Source organism: Isoptericola sp. NPDC019482 (assembly GCF_040632295.1).
Lineage (GTDB): Bacteria > Actinomycetota > Actinomycetes > Actinomycetales > Cellulomonadaceae > Isoptericola.
The window spans coordinates 109,244-124,387 of record NZ_JBEYBQ010000001.1 but is presented as its reverse complement, the minus strand read 5'-3'; the positions used below and the strand labels follow the sequence as shown (position 1 = coordinate 124,387).

The 15,144-nt window shown below is 73.1% G+C and carries 14 protein-coding genes; 7 read left to right on the top strand and 7 right to left on the bottom strand.

The window, feature by feature from the left end:
• The first annotated feature begins 60 nt into the window (after nucleotides 1-60).
• Entirely contained in the window at nucleotides 61-1,020 is a 960-nt protein-coding gene (locus ABZ493_RS00575; protein ID WP_430580239.1) for a diguanylate cyclase, read from the top strand.
• 29 nt (nucleotides 1,021-1,049) lie between these two features.
• Here ABZ493_RS00575 and ABZ493_RS00570 read toward each other — a convergent pair whose 3' ends face one another.
• From ABZ493_RS00570 to ABZ493_RS00560, 3 genes are read right to left on the bottom strand one after another with little or no spacing between them, the layout of a single operon-like run.
• The gene (locus tag ABZ493_RS00570) at nucleotides 1,050-1,850 is read right to left on the bottom strand and encodes a DeoR/GlpR family DNA-binding transcription regulator (protein WP_430580238.1); all 801 of its coding nucleotides are present in this window, start codon (nucleotides 1,848-1,850) and stop codon (nucleotides 1,050-1,052) included.
• A 35-nt stretch (nucleotides 1,851-1,885) separates the two neighbouring features.
• Nucleotides 1,886-2,878: a 4-hydroxythreonine-4-phosphate dehydrogenase PdxA gene (pdxA, locus tag ABZ493_RS00565; protein WP_430580237.1), complete on the bottom strand. Its 993-nt coding sequence runs from the start codon at nucleotides 2,876-2,878 to the stop codon at nucleotides 1,886-1,888.
• The gene (locus ABZ493_RS00560; RefSeq protein ID WP_430580236.1) at nucleotides 2,875-4,146 is read right to left on the bottom strand and encodes a four-carbon acid sugar kinase family protein; all 1,272 of its coding nucleotides are present in this window, start codon (nucleotides 4,144-4,146) and stop codon (nucleotides 2,875-2,877) included. The genes pdxA and ABZ493_RS00560 overlap by 4 nt, the downstream gene beginning before the upstream one ends.
• A 154-nt stretch (nucleotides 4,147-4,300) precedes the next feature.
• On the opposite strand from ABZ493_RS00560, the gene ABZ493_RS00555 reads away from it, so the two are divergent.
• The 4 genes from ABZ493_RS00555 to ABZ493_RS00540 are packed head-to-tail and all read left to right on the top strand — an operon-like array spanning nucleotide 4,301 to nucleotide 8,799.
• Nucleotides 4,301-5,281, top strand: coding sequence for an aldo/keto reductase (locus tag ABZ493_RS00555; protein WP_430580235.1), 981 nt, complete (start codon nucleotides 4,301-4,303; stop codon nucleotides 5,279-5,281).
• Between the two features lie 28 nt (nucleotides 5,282-5,309).
• Nucleotides 5,310-6,692 (top strand): divalent metal cation transporter, encoded by a 1,383-nt coding sequence (locus ABZ493_RS00550; RefSeq protein WP_430580234.1) that lies wholly within the window; start codon nucleotides 5,310-5,312, stop codon nucleotides 6,690-6,692.
• Between the two features lie 56 nt (nucleotides 6,693-6,748).
• Nucleotides 6,749-7,642: a 4-hydroxy-tetrahydrodipicolinate synthase gene (dapA, locus tag ABZ493_RS00545; RefSeq protein WP_430580233.1), complete on the top strand. Its 894-nt coding sequence runs from the start codon at nucleotides 6,749-6,751 to the stop codon at nucleotides 7,640-7,642.
• Nucleotides 7,639-8,799 carry a sialidase family protein gene (locus ABZ493_RS00540; protein WP_430580232.1) on the top strand — a complete coding sequence of 387 codons (1,161 nt, stop codon included), beginning with the start codon at nucleotides 7,639-7,641 and terminating at the stop codon, nucleotides 8,797-8,799. Before dapA ends, ABZ493_RS00540 begins: the two co-directional genes overlap by 4 nt.
• A gap of 83 nt (nucleotides 8,800-8,882) precedes the next feature.
• Here ABZ493_RS00540 and ABZ493_RS00535 read toward each other — a convergent pair whose 3' ends face one another.
• The 3 genes from ABZ493_RS00535 to ABZ493_RS00525 all read right to left on the bottom strand — a co-directional run bounded on the left by ABZ493_RS00535 (nucleotide 8,883) and on the right by ABZ493_RS00525 (nucleotide 12,622).
• Nucleotides 8,883-9,839, bottom strand: coding sequence for a phosphoglycerate dehydrogenase (locus ABZ493_RS00535; protein WP_430580231.1), 957 nt, complete (start codon nucleotides 9,837-9,839; stop codon nucleotides 8,883-8,885).
• Nucleotides 9,836-11,278: an Nramp family divalent metal transporter gene (locus ABZ493_RS00530; RefSeq protein ID WP_430580230.1), complete on the bottom strand. Its 1,443-nt coding sequence runs from the start codon at nucleotides 11,276-11,278 to the stop codon at nucleotides 9,836-9,838. Before ABZ493_RS00530 ends, ABZ493_RS00535 begins: the two co-directional genes overlap by 4 nt.
• 420 nt (nucleotides 11,279-11,698) lie before the next feature.
• A complete protein-coding gene (locus ABZ493_RS00525) occupies nucleotides 11,699-12,622 on the bottom strand; it encodes an NAD(P)H-binding protein (protein WP_430580229.1) in 924 nt (307 codons plus the stop codon).
• A gap of 80 nt (nucleotides 12,623-12,702) precedes the next feature.
• Between ABZ493_RS00525 and ABZ493_RS00520 the strand changes: the two genes are divergently transcribed.
• Nucleotides 12,703-13,209 (top strand): low molecular weight protein-tyrosine-phosphatase, encoded by a 507-nt coding sequence (locus ABZ493_RS00520; RefSeq protein WP_430580487.1) that lies wholly within the window; start codon nucleotides 12,703-12,705, stop codon nucleotides 13,207-13,209.
• Nucleotides 13,210-13,505: 296 nt separating this feature from the next.
• Complete coding sequence (locus ABZ493_RS00515) at nucleotides 13,506-14,051, top strand: GNAT family N-acetyltransferase (protein ID WP_430580228.1); 546 nt, start codon at nucleotides 13,506-13,508, stop codon at nucleotides 14,049-14,051.
• Here ABZ493_RS00515 and ABZ493_RS00510 read toward each other — a convergent pair.
• On the bottom strand, nucleotides 13,984-15,135 hold the full coding sequence (locus ABZ493_RS00510; RefSeq protein WP_430580227.1) for an alpha/beta hydrolase: 1,152 nt from the start codon (nucleotides 15,133-15,135) through the stop codon (nucleotides 13,984-13,986). The two genes, ABZ493_RS00515 and ABZ493_RS00510, sit on opposite strands and share 68 nt — an antisense overlap.
• Nucleotides 15,136-15,144 lie beyond the last annotated feature (9 nt).

The following is a 15,144-nucleotide window of genomic DNA, read 5'->3' as shown; positions in this document are numbered from 1 at the left end:
CTCGGCGAACATCTCCGCGGAGCGACTCCGACAGGGGCACCGGGTGGCCATACTTCCGCTGTGCACGACGAGATCGCCCGCCTGGCCCGCCACGTCGCCCCCCGCCGGACGACGCGCGTCGCGTCGGTCGCGGACCTGGCCCAGCCGGTGCTGGTGGTGGGCTCCACGCTGCCCGTCGGGCAGCTCGAGGTCATCTTCCGGCGCCCGGAGGTGGGGTCGGTCGCCGTGCAGGACGACGCCGCGCCCGCCCGCACCGGCATCGTCACGCGGGCGGGCCTGACGGCCGCGCTCACGGGACGCCTCGGCTACGGCCGCGCCGTCCTGGAACGGCGCCCCACGGGGGCGGTCGCGGACTGGTCGCCCCTCGTCGTCGGGCCAGGGACCGCCGTGGCCGACGTGGCGACCCGCGCGATGGCCCGCACCGCGGACCGCCGGTACGACGACGTCCTGGTGAGCAGCCCGTCGGCCTGGGGCGCGGCGAGCACGGCCGACGTGATGCGCGCCGTCGTCGCGGAGCTCGCGGAACGCTCCACGCGCGACCCGCTCACTCGGCTGCCGGGACGTTCCGCCACGTGGTACGCGCTGCGGCACCGCTGTGACCTGGTGCGGGGCGGCGCCACCCGCGTCGTGCTGGTGCTCCTCGACGTGCGGGACATGGCCCGGCTCAACGCCGGCCACGGGCAGGACGCCGGCGACGAGGTGCTCGCGGAGCTCGCGGCCCGGATCGGGGCGGCGCTGCCCGCCGGCTGCGCGGCGGGTCGTGTGGAGGGCGACGGCTTCGCCGTGCTGGCCACCCTGCCGGCGATGGACGACATCCAGGCGGCGGCGTCCGCGGACGCGCTGCGGCAGCACGTGCTCGCGCACGTCGCCGCGCCGTCCGCGGGGTTCGACCCCCGGGTCTGGCCCGCGCTCCACGCGGCGTCCGCGTGGTCCGTCGCCGGCGCCGCCGACGCGGACGAGCTCGTCGACCAGGCCGAGCGTCGCCTGCGGCGGGAGCGTCGTGGCGCGGCTCTCGTCTGACGGCGCAGATCGCGGCCGCAGCCTGAAGGTCAGGCGGGGCGGTCGGGGCCGGACGACGACTCGTCCTGCGTGTCGACGCGCACGACGGTGATGCCGCGAGCCTCGAACGGCGCGACCTGCGCGTCCGTCGCGCCGTCATCGGTGACGAGGGTCCAGCCGGGCGCGAGAGCGGCCCACGCGTGGAACGGCCGCTTCCCGAGCTTCTCGGCGTGCGCGACGACGTAGACGCGCGCCGCGCGGCGAGCCATGAGCTCCTTGAGGCGGGTCTGCTCGAGCGTCGCCTCACACACACCGTCCTCAGCCGTCACGGCATCGGCACCCAGGAAGACGGCGTCGAACGTGAGCCGCTCGAGGGCCGCCTCGGTGAGCGGTCCGACGAAGCCCTGGCTGATGTCGCGGAGCCTCCCACCGAGCAGCGTGACCTCGATGCCGTCGACGCCGGACAGCTGACCCAGCGGGGTCAGCCCGACGGTCACGGCATCGAGCGGCGTCGTACCCCGCAGGGCGCGGGCGACCTGGGCCGACGTCGTCCCCGCGTCGAGCAGGACGGTCTCGCCCGCCGTCACCTGCGCCGCGCACCAGTCCCCGATCGCCCGCTTGGCGGCCGTGGCCTGCTCGCTCCGCTCGGCGAGCCCGCTCTCCGGGTGCGGTGTCATGGCCATCACGCCGCCGTAGGTGCGGGCGAGGGCTCCGTCGGCCGTGAGCCGGGCGAGGTCGCGACGAATGGTCGACGCCGTCACCCCGAGGGTCTCGGACAGGGACTCGACGCTGAGGACGCCTCGCGTCCGGGCCAGCCTGACGATCTCCTCGCGGCGGTTGCGTGCGTTCATCGGACCTCTCTGTCGGGCGGCCGGCGGCGTGGTGATCACACCGTGGCGAGGGACGACGCCTGGCGGACGGCCTCGGACATGCTCTCCGGGTCGACCTTACCGGTGCCGGCGATGTCGAAGGCGGTGCCGTGGTCGACGGACGTCCGGATCACCGGCAGCCCGACCGTGATGTTGACGCCCGCCTCGATGCCGAGCACCTTGATCGGACCGTGTCCCTGGTCGTGGTACATCGCGACGATGAGGTCGTAGTCGCCGCGGCCCGCGAGGAAGAACGCGGTGTCCGCCGGGAGCGGGCCGACCGCGTCGATCCCGGAACCCTCCAGCGCCCGGAGCGCCGGCACGATCTTCGTCTCCTCCTCGCCGTAGCCGAAGAGCCCGCCCTCGCCGGCGTGCGGGTTGATGGCGCAGACGCCGATGCGCGGGTTCGTGACTCCCGCTCGGACCAGCGCGTCGTGGCCGCGGCGGACGGTCCGCTCGACGAGACCGGGTTCGATGCGCGCCACGGCGTCGATCAGGCCGATGTGCGTGGTCACGTGGATGACGCGCAGCTTCGGGGTGGAGAGCATCATCGAGACCTCGTCCGTCCCGGTGAGCTCGGCCAACATCTCGGTGTGCCCGGGGTAGGTGTGCCCCGCGGCGTGCAGGGCCTCCTTGTTGAGCGGCGCGGTGCAGATCGCCTGCACCTCACCGGCCATCGCGAGCTGGGCCGCGCGCTCGATGTAGCGGAACGCGGCGTCGCCGGCCGTGGCCGACAGCTCGCCCCACGCCAGGTCCTCGGGCAGCAGGCCCAGGTCGATCACGTTGATGCGGCCGGGACCGTGGACCGCCTCGGCGACGCTGTCCACGGCGACGATCTCCACCTCGACGTCGAGGATCGACGCGGCGAGGCGCAGGCGGGCAGCATCCCCGATGACGACCGGGTTCGCGACCGCGACGACGGACGGGTCGAGGCACGCGGACACGCAGATCTCCGGGCCGACCCCGGCCCCGTCGCCCATGGTGACGGCAATGGTGGGCACGGTCTTCATCTGTTCTTCTCCAGGATGTCTGTAGCGGTGTCGGTCGACGTGGTGGCGCGGCCGGCGCGGCGACCGTGCAGGGCGCGGCGGGCGAGGACGAGGGAGTCGTCGTCGCCCTGGCCGCCAGGGCGGGTGACGACGTGCATGCCGGCGGCGGTGTCCGCTCGGGAGAGCACGGCCCCGGGGTGGACCTCGGCGAGCACCTCGAGGTGCCGGACGCCCAGGGCCAGGAGCGTGGCGCGTGCCGTCTCGCCGCCGGACGCGACGAGGTCGACGGTGCCGGCCGCGGCGAGGGCCTGCGCCACGAGCCCCCCGAGCAGGAGGGGCAGGGGCCGGGGGTCCGTGGGCTCGCCCGAGTCGGTCAGACGGACGGTGACGTCGTGACCCGCGGCCAGCGCGGACGCGACCCGCACGGCGGTCGCGGCGCTCGCGGCCGGGTCGTCCGCCCAGCGCGCGACGTCGGCGGCGGGGAGCTCGACGAGTGTCTGCGGGTAGGCGGCGTCGAGGTGCTCGACCTGTCGGTGGACGGCGGGTGCGGCCGTGCCGAGGACGGTGAGGGTGGGCGTCCGGCGCGGGGGTCGCAGGCCGCCGGGGGCGCTGACGTCGTCGCGAGCCCCACGTCCGCCCGGCCAGGCGCGGGCCAGCGCGGAAGCACCGACGAGGATGCCGCCGGCCGCCGCGACGGCGTGGGCGACCCGGGCCAGGTCGTCGGTGGTCTCCGCGTCACAGGTCGCGAGCGTCGCGGCGGCCAGTGCTCCGGTGAGCCCGCCGCCGCGCACGGCGGCGAGCCCGAGGTGCAGTGCGGGCTCGGGGCACACGTCGCGTAGCCGGCGGGGCGCCTCGGCGTCCTCGATGTGCCACGCGCGAGTCTCCGCGAGTGGAACGCCGTGGACCAGCGGCACGTCGTCCACCACGGTGCGGCCGTGCTCCGGGAGCGCCGGGGCGAGCACGACGGGGTGGCGCGACGAGTCGAGCGCCGCGCGCAGCTGCGCCTCGACGTTGCCGCGCAGCAGGGAGTCGATCTTGAGCAGCACGGTCGTCGTGCCGGGCGCGACGGTCAGTGCTGTGGCCGTCCGTCGATAGGCGACGTCGGACGGCGCGTAACGGCAGTCCAGGTCGACGGCGCGGACGGCGTGGACGGCGTGGACGGCGTGGACGGCGTCCTGCTCCGTCGTGACGAGCTCCACGGACGCCGGCACGCCCAGGGTGGCCGCGGCCTCGGCGGCTCCGCTCAGGTCGTCGGCCAGGATGAGCAGGCGCTCGTCGCTCTCGAGCACGGCGCCTCCCCTCGTGGCCTGGTTCCTGGACGACGTCAGCGTTCCACGTCTGCGCGATGTGCGCAAATCTTTGCGCGTCGCGCGCAGTCGTGGCACAGTGGCTCCGCGCCGACGCGCTCAGGGTCGACGCGCTACGACCGGAGGAGCGAGGCCCATGACCGTTGAGAAGAACGTCATCCTGGACGGCGTCGACGTGCCGCTCAGCCCGCTGGTGCTCGGCACCATGACCTTCGGCGACACGGTGGACGCGGCGACGGCCGAGGAGATCCTCGAGGCCGCGCTGGCCGCCGGGATCACGGGCATCGACACGGCCAACGGCTACGCGAAGGGCACCACCGAGTCGCTCATCGCGCCGTGGGTGGCGCGACACCGGGACGAGATCGTGCTCGCGACGAAGGCCGGGATGCCGCACCCGGACGCCGGAGCCCACTCCCCGCTGTCCCGCGCCGGTCTGCGGGCCGGCGTCGAGGGATCCCTGCGCAGGCTCGGTGTCGACCGGGTCGACCTGTTCTACCTGCACCAGCCGGACCGGCTCGCTCCGCTCGCAGAGACGCTCGAGACGGTCGCGGAGCTGCATGCAGAGGGCAAGATCTCCGCCCTCGGCGTCTCGAACTACGCGGCCTGGCAGGTCGTGGACCTTCTCGCCGCGTGCGAGCGGGCAGGCGCGCCGCGTCCGGTGGTGGCCCAGAACGTCTACAGCATCCTGGCCCGCCGTGCCGAGGACGAGTGGTTCGAGTGCGCCCGCACGCACGGCGTGGCCACCATGGTCTACAACCCCCTCGCGGGCGGCCTCCTCGCCCGGCGTCCGTCGACCGGCGGGACCCCCGATCGTTTCCGCGGATCCGTCCTCGCCGACATGTACCGGCAGCGCTATCTGTCCGACGCGGTGCTCGACGCCGCCGAGGCGCTGGCCGACGTGGCCGACCAGGCGGGCCTGTCGCAGGCGGAGCTCGCGCTGCGGTGGGCGGCCGGGGCCGAGGGCACGGATGCGCTGCTGCTCGGCGCCAGTCGTCCTGCGCAGCTCGCCGCGAACCTGGCCGCCGTCGGGCGGGGACCGCTCCCGACGGACGTGCTGGAGGCCGTCGACCGCGCCACGGCCCCTGTCCGTGGGTTCATGCCTCGATACAACCGGTGACCACCGCTCGATGACGAAAGGCCGAACCATGTCACAAGGAAGTGGCACCACCACTCTGAACGCGCCGTCCGACGAGGCGGTGCGCCCCGAGCAGATCCCTCTGCCCCGCGGTCGTGGCCTCATCACGACCGTCGGTCCGGGACTCGTGCTCGCCATGACGTTCCTGGGCACGGGCGACCTCGTCAGTTCGTCGGTCTCCGGTGCGAACTACGCGTACCTGCTCGTGTGGACCCTGGTCATCTCGCTGGTCGCGCGCACGTTCATCGTGTCCTCGATCGCCAAGTACACGCTGATGAACCGGCACGGCGACACGCAGATCCTGGAGGGCTTCCACCGGATCCTGCCGTGGCTGCCGGGCTTCATGGCCGGCGTGGTCCTCGTCGCCGGGTTCGTCACGCAGGCGACCTTTCTCAAGGCGTGCGCGATCGGGCTCTACCAGCTCACCGGGGGGAGCTGGGGCGGCGAGTGGGGCACCTTCGTGTGCGCGGTCGTCATGGTCGGCGTCACGCTCGTCGTGATCACCAGCAGGCGCCAGTTCACGATCCTCGAGTACATCGCACGGTTCGCGTCCGTGCTCATGATCGGCGCTTTCGTCTACGCGCTCTTCAAGATCGGGACGTTCGACGTCGCCGGCTTCTTCCAGGGCCTCTTCACCTTCCAGACCTCCAGCGAGACCACGGGCGCCTTCGGACCCATCGTCATCGCCTGCGCCACGATCGGCACGATCGCCGGCAACATGCCGAACCTCCTGTACTCCGGCTTCATGAAGGACAAGGGCTGGGTGGGCCCTCGCTACCGCAAGCTCCAGCAGTTCGACCTCATGTCGGGGATGCTCCCGCTGCTGCTCATCAACCTGCTGTTCTGGGTGGTCGCGGCCGAGTTCGCGCACCCGCGCGGCCTGTCCATCTCGGACGAGGGCGACCTGTCGCACATGATGGAGCTGATCGTCGGCCCGGTCGGTCCGTACATCCTGTGGTTCTGCATCTTCGCCGCCGCCGCGTCGAGCTTCCCGTCCGAGACCCGTGGTTTCGCACAGCTCGCCGTCAACGGCCTGCACCTGAGCACCCGGTCGGGGCAGAAGTGGCTCGGCCGGGACGAGAAGGACCCGAAGTTCCGCTGGATCCAGATCGTCGTCTTCACGGTCGTGCCGATCGTGGCCTCGCTGCCGCACGCGCCGAACCTCATCGCGCTCAACGTCGTCGGCACGAGCGTGTCGACCGTGCTCTCGTTGCCCTTCATCGTCATCGCGCTGGTGATCCTCACCAGCAGCAAGAAGTACATGTTCGGCTACGCCGTGAACAAGCGGTGGCAGATCGGCGCCCTCGGGGTCCTCGGCGTCATCGCGATCGTCGTCGGCGTGCAGATCGCGATCAGCCTGCCGACCCAGCTCGGTACAGCCTTCTCCGGCTAGCCGCCGGCCGGGCGACCGCCGTCGCCCGGCACCGACCTCCCACCGAAAGGAAAACGATGACCAGCATCAAGGGGATCCTGGCCGCGGTCGCCACACCGTTCGACCAGGACGAGGCGATCGACGAGGCCGCGCTCCGCGAGCACGTCGACGGCCAGATCGAGGCCGGGGTGCACGGCATCTTCGCGCTCGGCACCAACGGCGAGTTCTTCGTGCAGTCGGCCGAGGAGCGTGCCCGGGTCGCGCGGGTCGTCGTCGAGCAGGTGGCGGGTCGCGTCCCGGTCGTGATCGGCGCGGGCGCGGTGGGCACGGCCGAGACGGTGCGCATCGCGCGTGACGCCGCGGCCGCGGGCGCCGACGCGGTGTCGATCATCTCGCCGTACTTCGCCGCCGCCTCGCAGGCCGAGCTCGAGCAGCACTTCCGCACCGTCGCGGGCGCGGTCGACGTGCCCGTGATCGTCTACAACATCCCGGCGCGCACCGGGGTGAACGTCGCACCGGCGACGGTCGAACGCCTCGCGCAGGTGGACAACATCGTCGCCGTCAAGGACTCCAGCGGGAACTTCGACACGATCCTCCAGTACCTGGAGCGCACCGACCGCGACTCGTTCTCCGTGATCTCCGGGAACGACTCCCTCATCCTGTGGACGCTGCTCGCCGGCGGGACCGGGGGTATCAGCGGCATCGCGAACATCTACCCGGGCACGATGGCGTCGATCTACGACCTGTTCGTCGCCGGCGACGTCGACGCGGCCCGCTCGGCTCAGGACAGCATCCGGCCCATCCGCAACTGCCTCGCCCTCGGCAACCCGAACACGGTGGTCAAGGCCGCGGCCAACGCGCGCGGCGCGTGGCTGGGCCCATGCCGGGCGCCGTTCAACCTGCTGCCGGCGGAAGCCCTGGAGACGATCCGCGCGACGGTCCAGGCGGACCTCGCGAGAGGGCTGCGGTGAGCGGGGGCTACACCGTCACGGACCGCGCGCCCGTCCCGGCAGACGGGGCCCTCTACCGTGACCCGCGCGACGGCGCGGCCGTGGCACTGCTGCCCACGCCGACGGCGTCCAACCACGCGCCCTGCCTCGCGCCGACCTCCGACGGCGGCCTGCTGGCCGTGTGGTTCGGCGGCAGCGACGAGGGCAACGCCGACATCGGCATCGTCCAGGCCCGCCTCGACCCGGCCACCGGCCGGTGGGGCGACGAGCGTCGGGTGACCGAGGACCCGGTGCGGGCCGAGCAGAACCCGTCGCTGTTCCGGCACCCGGACGGCGCGCTGTGGCTCGTGTACACGTCGATGGTCGCGCGGAACACCGGCGTCGAGGAGACGTTCAACCTGCAGCACACCTCGGTCGTGCGCCGTCGGGTGTCGCACGACGACGGCCGCACCTGGAGCGACCCCGAGGAATGGTTCACCCGGCCCGGTACGTTCTGCCGCCAGCCCGTGCAGGTGCTCGCCTCGGGGCGCTGGGTCTTCCCGCAGTGGCTCTGCTTCGACGACGACACGAAGAACGGGTCCGACGTCACGGTGCTGCAGCTGTCCGACGACGCCGGAGCCAGCTGGCGCGAGGTCGCGGTGCCGGGCAGCCGAGGGCGGGTGCACGCGAACGTGGTGGAGCTCGGCCCGGGCGAGCTCGTGGCGCTGTTCCGCAGCCGGTCGGCGGACCGCATCTACCTGAGCCGCTCGACCGACGACGGCGACACCTGGACCGAGCCGGAGCCGACCGCGCTGCCCAACAACAACGCCGGGCTCTCCGCCGTCCGCCTGCCGAGCGGGCGCCTCGCCGTGGCGTACAACGCGCAGTCTTTCAACGACGTGGGTGGCCCGGTGTTCTGGCCGTTCGAGCGCTCGCAGGTGACGGTCGCGGTGTCCGACGACGGGGGGCGGACCTGGCCCGTGCGCCGGGTCGTCGAGCCCGGCGACGGGTTCACGGGGACGGGCAACCTCCGCTCGAACCACCGCTACGAGTACCCGTATCTCATGGTCGAGGGCGAGACGCTGCACCTCGTGTACTCCTACTTCTCGCGGGAGACCATGAAGCACGTGGTTTTCACCGAGGCGTGGATCGACGGCACCGCGCAGGTGCTCGACGGCGACTGCAAGCTCTGGACCTGACAGGCGGTCGTCGGCCGCACGCAGCAGGACGCAGGAACGCCGCCCGGCGCAGGCCGGGCGGCGTTCCTGCGTCTGCGGGAGACCTACCGCGCGGGGCGCACCGGGTGCGCGGGCTCACGCCCGTCCAGCACGCGCACCACGTCCTCCACGACCATCGTCCCCATCGTCGCGTTCGCGACGTCGCTGAACGCGCCGACGTGCGGTGTCGCGATCAGGTTCGGGGCGCCCAGCAGCGGATGGTCGGCCGGCGGGGGCTCGACCTCGAACGCGTCGAGGGCGGCGAACGCGAGACGTCCGGTGGTCAGGGCGGCCGCCAGCGCGTGCTCGTCGACGAGACCGCCCCGCGCCGCGTTGACCAGCGCCGCGCCGCGGGGCATGGCGTCGATCTGCGCGGCGCCCAGCAGGACGCCGTCGCCGCCGGGCAGGTGGAGGGAGAGGACGTCGCTCGTCGCGACGACGGTGTCGAGGTCCGCCGGGCGGGCGCCGGCCTGCTCGATCACCTCCGCGGGCACGAACGGGTCGTAGGCGCAGATCCGCATCCCGAACGCGCGGGCCCTGTCGGCCACGGCCCGGCCGATCCGACCGAAGCCCAGGATGCCGAGCTGCTTGCCCGACAGCTCGGTGCCGAGGAAGACCTCCCAGCGGCCCGCTCGCAGGCTGTCCTCGGCCTCGCGGATCCGCCGCGCGCCCATGAGGATCAGGCCGAGCGTGAGGTCGGCGACCGCACCGGCGTTCGCGCCCGGCGTGTTGACGACCGAGACCCCGGCGGCCGCCGCGGCACCGAGGTCGATGTTGTCGACACCGACGCCGTGCTTGGCCACGACCCGAAGGTTCGGGCAGGCGGCCAGCACGTCGGCGGAGATCTCGTCGAGACCCACGATCACGGCCGGGGCGTCGCCGATCGCGGCGACGACGTCGGCGGCGGACTTCGGGTGCCCCTCGGTGCGCCGCTCGAGCGTGAGCCCCAGGTCCTCGGCGAGCCGGTCAGGGGCGTCCGAGTGGCGGCCGAAGGACGGGGTGAGGACGACCGCGCGCATCATGCTCCGACCTCGATGCCGAACGTCTCCAGGGCGGAGTAGACGCCCAGGGCGGCGACGGCCAGGGAGGACAGGACGAGCGCCACGGTGAGCGCGTGGTTCGACCTGAACTCCTTGGGCACCTCCTTGGTGCGCAGCCACCAGACGGCGATCACGACGGCGATCAGGAAGATGCCGCTGGCCACCCCGCCGATCTGCACCATGAGCACGGGCGACTGGATCACCAGGAAGCTGAGCGCCCAGACGATCGGGAACACGACGGTCAGGACGCGGATGATCCGGGTGCGCGTCGAGAGATCGTGCCAGTCGTAGAAGCCGAGGAGCGCGACCGTGTTGGCCCAGAGCCGCGGCACGCTCGCCGTCGACGCGACGAACGTCGAGAACAGCACCATGAACGCGCCCACGAGGAAGATCCACTGTGCGCCGTCGCCCATCACGGACGTGTACATGTGCGAGAGCGTCACGATCATGTCGTTGCCCTCGGGCACGAGACCCTGCGGGTGCAGGATCGCCGCGCCGATGACGTAGAAGGACATCGTGCAGACGGTCGAGACGACCCAGGAGACCAGCACGTCGGTGCGCATCACCTTGATCCAGCCGTGCGCGCGCCGGGCTCGCTCGGCCGAACCGTCGTCTGGCCCGACGTAGCGGGCGTACCCCTTCTCGAGGCACCAGTAGGTGTAGGTCGTCATCTCGTCTGCACCGACCCCGGTGATGCCGAACATGGCGACCGCGAAGCCCAGGGTGCCGGCCGGGATGGCGAAGGTCAGGCCGGACGCGACGTCGGTGCTGTCGTACGCGAAGTCGGTGAACGGCAGCGCGATCGCGAGGCCGACGGTGCACAGCGTGAAGACGACGACGGCCGCGACGGAGAACTTCTCGACGACGGAGTACCGGTTCGTCACGAGCAGCGAGATGACGACGCCGAGGGACACGACCGTCCAGAAGATCAGCGACGGGGTGCCTAGCGGCTCGCCCACGACGGGGAACATGATGCTCAGGGCCGCGACGGCGCCACCGATGATGCCGCCGCGCTGCAGCACCTTGGCGAAGTCCATGAGGATCCACAGAAAGTTGATCCACCCGGCCCGCCGCCCGAGGCGGGGTCCTACGTGGCTGTATCCCTCGAGTGCCGGCTTGCCGCTGAGGATCGTCCACTGCGCCAGTTCGAGCTGCACCCACACCTTGATGGCCGTCGAGATGATGACGAGCCACAGCAGTACGAAGCCGGCCTTCGCGCCCAGCGCCGTCGTCGTGATGAGCTCGCCGGAGCCGATCACCGCCGCGGAGATCACGAGGCCCGGGCCGAGGTACTTGAGACGACCCCGGAACGAGGTGGGTGGCTCGATGGCGTCGGCCGGGTCGAGTCGATAGGGGTCGGGTGTCGCCGTCGTCGGTCCACCAGGGGGACCGGTGCGCGTCGTCGCGGCTCGATCGGTCATTGTCAGCGTCCTCGCTCTGGGGTTGGTCGTCCCCGTGACCGGAGCTCCGGTGACCGCGGGGGCCGGGACGCACAGACTGTGCGGGGATTCTGGCATGAGCGGCGCATCGCGCGCAATTGTCTGCGCGATATGCGCAGTCTGATCTCAGGCGCTGAGCGCAGGCAGCAGAAAGCCCGCGGGCTGGAGGTCGAACCTCCTGCCGTGCTGGACGAGGTCACGGCACCCGCGGGCTCCGGTGGTCGCGAGGAACTCGCTACCCGCCCGACGTTCTAGCGCGCGCGACTAGCGCGCGACCACCTCATGGGTCCGAAGAGTCTTCACTTCTCCGATCACCTCCCTTCTCATGTGCCGACGACGCTACGCCCGCGCGGCGAGGGAGGCCAAGGGTTTTCCCCAGGGTGAACGCGAGCCCTGGCGGGCCTACGCCCGCCGCAGGTGCGCCCACTCGCCCGGGTAGTCGTCCAGCCACTGGGCGAGCGAGCGCGCGGGCCGGCCGACGAGGCGCCCGACGTCGTCCGAGACGTGCGCCAGCTCGCCCGCCGCGATGGCGGTGTATGACGTGACCCACCCGTCGAGCTCGAACGGCTCCGCCCCGTACCCGGCGCGGGAGGCGTACGCCTCCTCCTCGGTCTCCGGGTGGTAGGTGAGGTCGCGGCCGGCGGCGCGGCCGAGCGTCGCCGCCACCTCGTCGAGCGTGAGCGCCTGGGGACCCGTGACGTCGTAGGTCGCGCCGTCGTGCCGGGTGGGGCGCTCGTCGAGGATGACGGCGGTCGCGACGTCCGCGACGTCGTCGTGCGACACGGCCGCCACCCGCCCGTCAGCGGCCGGGCCGCGGATCACGCCGTCGCGCCCCACGAACGTGCTCAGCGCGTGGAAGTAGAGGTTGTCGCGCAGCACGGTCCAGCGCAGCCCGGTGCGGGCGGCGACGTCGGCGAGGTGCTGCTCGGTGTGCCAGTGGTCGCGGGCGAACGTGAAGACGGCGTCCGGCGCCGCGCCGGCGAACGACGTGTACACGAGGCGCTCGACGCCGGCCGCGGCCGCGGCGTCGATCATCGCGGCGTGCTGCGCGACGCGGCCGGGGGCCTCGCGCGCGCTGACCAGGAACACGGTGCGCACTCCCTCGAAGGCGGCCCGCATCGCGGCGGTGTCGCGGTAGCCGTCGGCGACGGCGACCTCGCACTCCGGCAGTGCCCGCCCGTCCGACAGGCGCGGGGCGCGCGCCGGGTCCCGCACGACCAGCCGCTGTCGCGCGCCCTCTGCCGCGAGTCGGAACGCCAGCCGTGACCCGAGCCTCCCGCTCGCCCCGGTCACGGCGACCAGCCCGTCCGCCGCCCATCTCGCCATGCTTCACGGTAGGCACGGATCGGGGCCCGGGCTCGGCGAGAGGCGAGAATGACCCGGTGACCGCCACCCCGTACCGCGTGATGACCGTCTGCACCGGCAACATCTGCCGCTCCCCCATGGCCGAGATCGTGCTGCGCGACCGCCTCGAGGCCGCCGGGCTCGGAGACCGCGTCGTCGTGGACTCCTCCGGCGTGAGCGACGAGGAGCACGGCAACCCCGTCGACAGCCGCGCCCGCCGCACCCTGGCGGCGCACGGCTACCCGACCGGCGACGGACACCGCGCCCGCCAGGTGACCACTACCGACCTCGCCGGCCACGACCTCGTGCTGGCGATGACGGCCCAGCACGCGCGGCGCCTGCGCCGCCTGGCCGACGGCGCCGCGGGCGCCCCCGGGCTGGCCGAGATCCGGATGTACCGCTCGTTCGACCCCGAGGCGCCCGTCGTCGAGCCGGGGGGCGACGAGCACCTGCTCGACGTCGACGACCCCTGGTACGGCGACCAGTCCGGCTTCGAGACCACGCTGGCGGAGGTCGAGGCCGCCTCCGACGGTGTCGTCGCGCACGTGCGGACGCGGCTGGAGCGCTGACCCGGCGTGTCCCCCGGCGTGTCGTCGCCGCCCGGGGGTTGTCACTCTCGGCCCTGTCGGCGGAGCCGCACTCGGTCCTGGATTCCGAGCGCCGCTCCGGCTGAGACCGCGGCTCGTGCCCACGCGGAACGGTGACTGATGTGCGGACGTCGTTCCTGGTCTGCGGACGGACCCCGAAAGGACAACCCGATCCGGTTGACGGCGCGCCGGGCGACACGCCGAGCGGCGCGCCGGGCCGCGGGCGGGGTCGGCAAAAGCCCTGACCGGGGACCCGGGGGCGATGGAAGGATCGAGGAATGACCACGCCGCAGCCCCCCATCACCGTCCGCCGCGCCCGGGAGGACGAGTGGCGCGAGACCCGCGACCTTCGCCTGGCGGCGCTGCAGGACCCGGCGGCCCCGGTGGCGTTCCTCGAGACGCACGACGTCGCGGCGGCGCGCCCGGACGCGTTCTGGCAGGAGCGGGCGCGCGGCAACGCGACCAGCGCCGCGGTGGCGGCGTTCGTCGCCGTCGACGCCGACGGTCGCTGGGTCGGCACGACGACCGGCCTGGTCGAGGAGCCGGGCGCGACCGATGTCCTGGGTGGGCCGGTCACGCAGCGGCAGGTGCACCTGGTGGGCGTGTTCGTGCGGCCTGAGCACCGCGGCGCCGGACTGTTGGCGCAGCTGTTCGACGGCGCCCAGGACTGGGCGCGGAGCCGCGGCGTCGAGCGGGCGCGACTGTGCGTGCACGTCGACAACCCGCGCGCCCGGGCCGCCTACGGCAAGCTCGGGTTCACGCCGTCGGGCGAGCGCTTCGTCCTCGAGCAGGGCGAGGAGATCGAGCTGGTGCGGGCGCTGTGACCGCCCGTCGCGACCGGCGGCCACGGCCGAAGGTGCGGCGCCACCAGGCGGCCGCGCGCTGCGGCTCCGGCTCGGCCGCCGGCGGCGCCGCGGGCACGTAGGCGCCGGTCCAGCGGGAGATCTCGCGCCAGACGACGTCGCGCACGGCGGGGGCGGAGAGCGTGACGTCGTGCATGGCGCCGTCGATGCGCACCAGCGTGACGAGGCTGCCCAGCGCGGGCACCCGGCGCGCGACGCCGCCCACCTCGAGCACGGAGTCGGTGGTCATCATCTCGGGGCTCCACCGCACGGGCGCCGTCGAGCGGGCGGACAGCAGCACCAGCACCGGGACGTCGATGCCGAGCCCGCGGGACACGCGCTCCTGCCCCTGGAAGATCGCCGACAGCCACGCCGGGGTGGTGCGCCAGCCCATGTCGGGCCGCCAGGCCTGGTCGATGTCCCACGCGCCGTCGAACCGCCGGGACACGCTGCGGGTGTAGAACCCGAGGTCCACGTTCACCAGGTGGCTGCGCGGCGCGAGCGCGGCCTGGGCGCGCAGACCCGGTTCCAGCATCCACCGGCCCACGCTGCGGGTCTGGAACTCGAGCCACGGGCTGTTGAGCACCAGCGCGTCCGCGCGGCCCGGCCGGTGCGACACCCACAGGCTGAGCACCAGCCCGCCCGTCGAGTGGCCCATGAGCACCAGCCGGCGGCCCGACGACGCCTTCGGGCCGTGGCCGAGCACGGCCAGCGCGGCCTCGATGTCCTCGTCGTACGTCGCCAGCGCGGTGACGAAGCCCGGCGTCTGGTGCTCGCGCAGGCTGCGGCCGTACTTGCGCAGGTCGAGGGCGTAGAACCGCGCACCCTGCCGCTCCCAGAACGCCGCCAGGTGGGTCTGGAAGAAGTAGTCCACCCAGCCGTGCACGTACAGGACGTCGATGCCCGCGTCGGGCGCCGCGTCCTCGTCACCGCCCGGCTCGGGGGCGCGGCGAACGAGCGTCGCCACGACGTCGCCCTCGAAGTCCGGCTCCAGCGGCAGGGTCAGCCGCTCGAAGCCGGGCAGCACGTCGGGCTCCCACGCGCTGCTCGTGCCGGACTGTTCCACGACCCGAAG

Bases quoted from the DNA above. Each gene is read 5' to 3' on its own strand.
- ABZ493_RS00520 (WP_430580487.1), top strand. From the start codon at position 12,703: ATGACCGTCTGCACCGGCAACATCTGCCGCTCCCCCATGGCCGAGATC.
- pdxA (WP_430580237.1), bottom strand. From the start codon at position 2,878: ATGAAGACCGTGCCCACCATTGCCGTCACCATGGGCGACGGGGCCGGG.
- dapA (WP_430580233.1), top strand. From the start codon at position 6,749: ATGACCAGCATCAAGGGGATCCTGGCCGCGGTCGCCACACCGTTCGAC.
- ABZ493_RS00525 (WP_430580229.1), bottom strand. From the start codon at position 12,622: ATGGCGAGATGGGCGGCGGACGGGCTGGTCGCCGTGACCGGGGCGAGC.
- ABZ493_RS00570 (WP_430580238.1), bottom strand. From the start codon at position 1,850: ATGAACGCACGCAACCGCCGCGAGGAGATCGTCAGGCTGGCCCGGACG.
- ABZ493_RS00535 (WP_430580231.1), bottom strand. From the start codon at position 9,839: ATGATGCGCGCGGTCGTCCTCACCCCGTCCTTCGGCCGCCACTCGGAC.
- ABZ493_RS00530 (WP_430580230.1), bottom strand. From the start codon at position 11,278: ATGACCGATCGAGCCGCGACGACGCGCACCGGTCCCCCTGGTGGACCG.
- ABZ493_RS00555 (WP_430580235.1), top strand. From the start codon at position 4,301: ATGACCGTTGAGAAGAACGTCATCCTGGACGGCGTCGACGTGCCGCTC.
- ABZ493_RS00550 (WP_430580234.1), top strand. From the start codon at position 5,310: ATGTCACAAGGAAGTGGCACCACCACTCTGAACGCGCCGTCCGACGAG.
- ABZ493_RS00515 (WP_430580228.1), top strand. From the start codon at position 13,506: ATGACCACGCCGCAGCCCCCCATCACCGTCCGCCGCGCCCGGGAGGAC.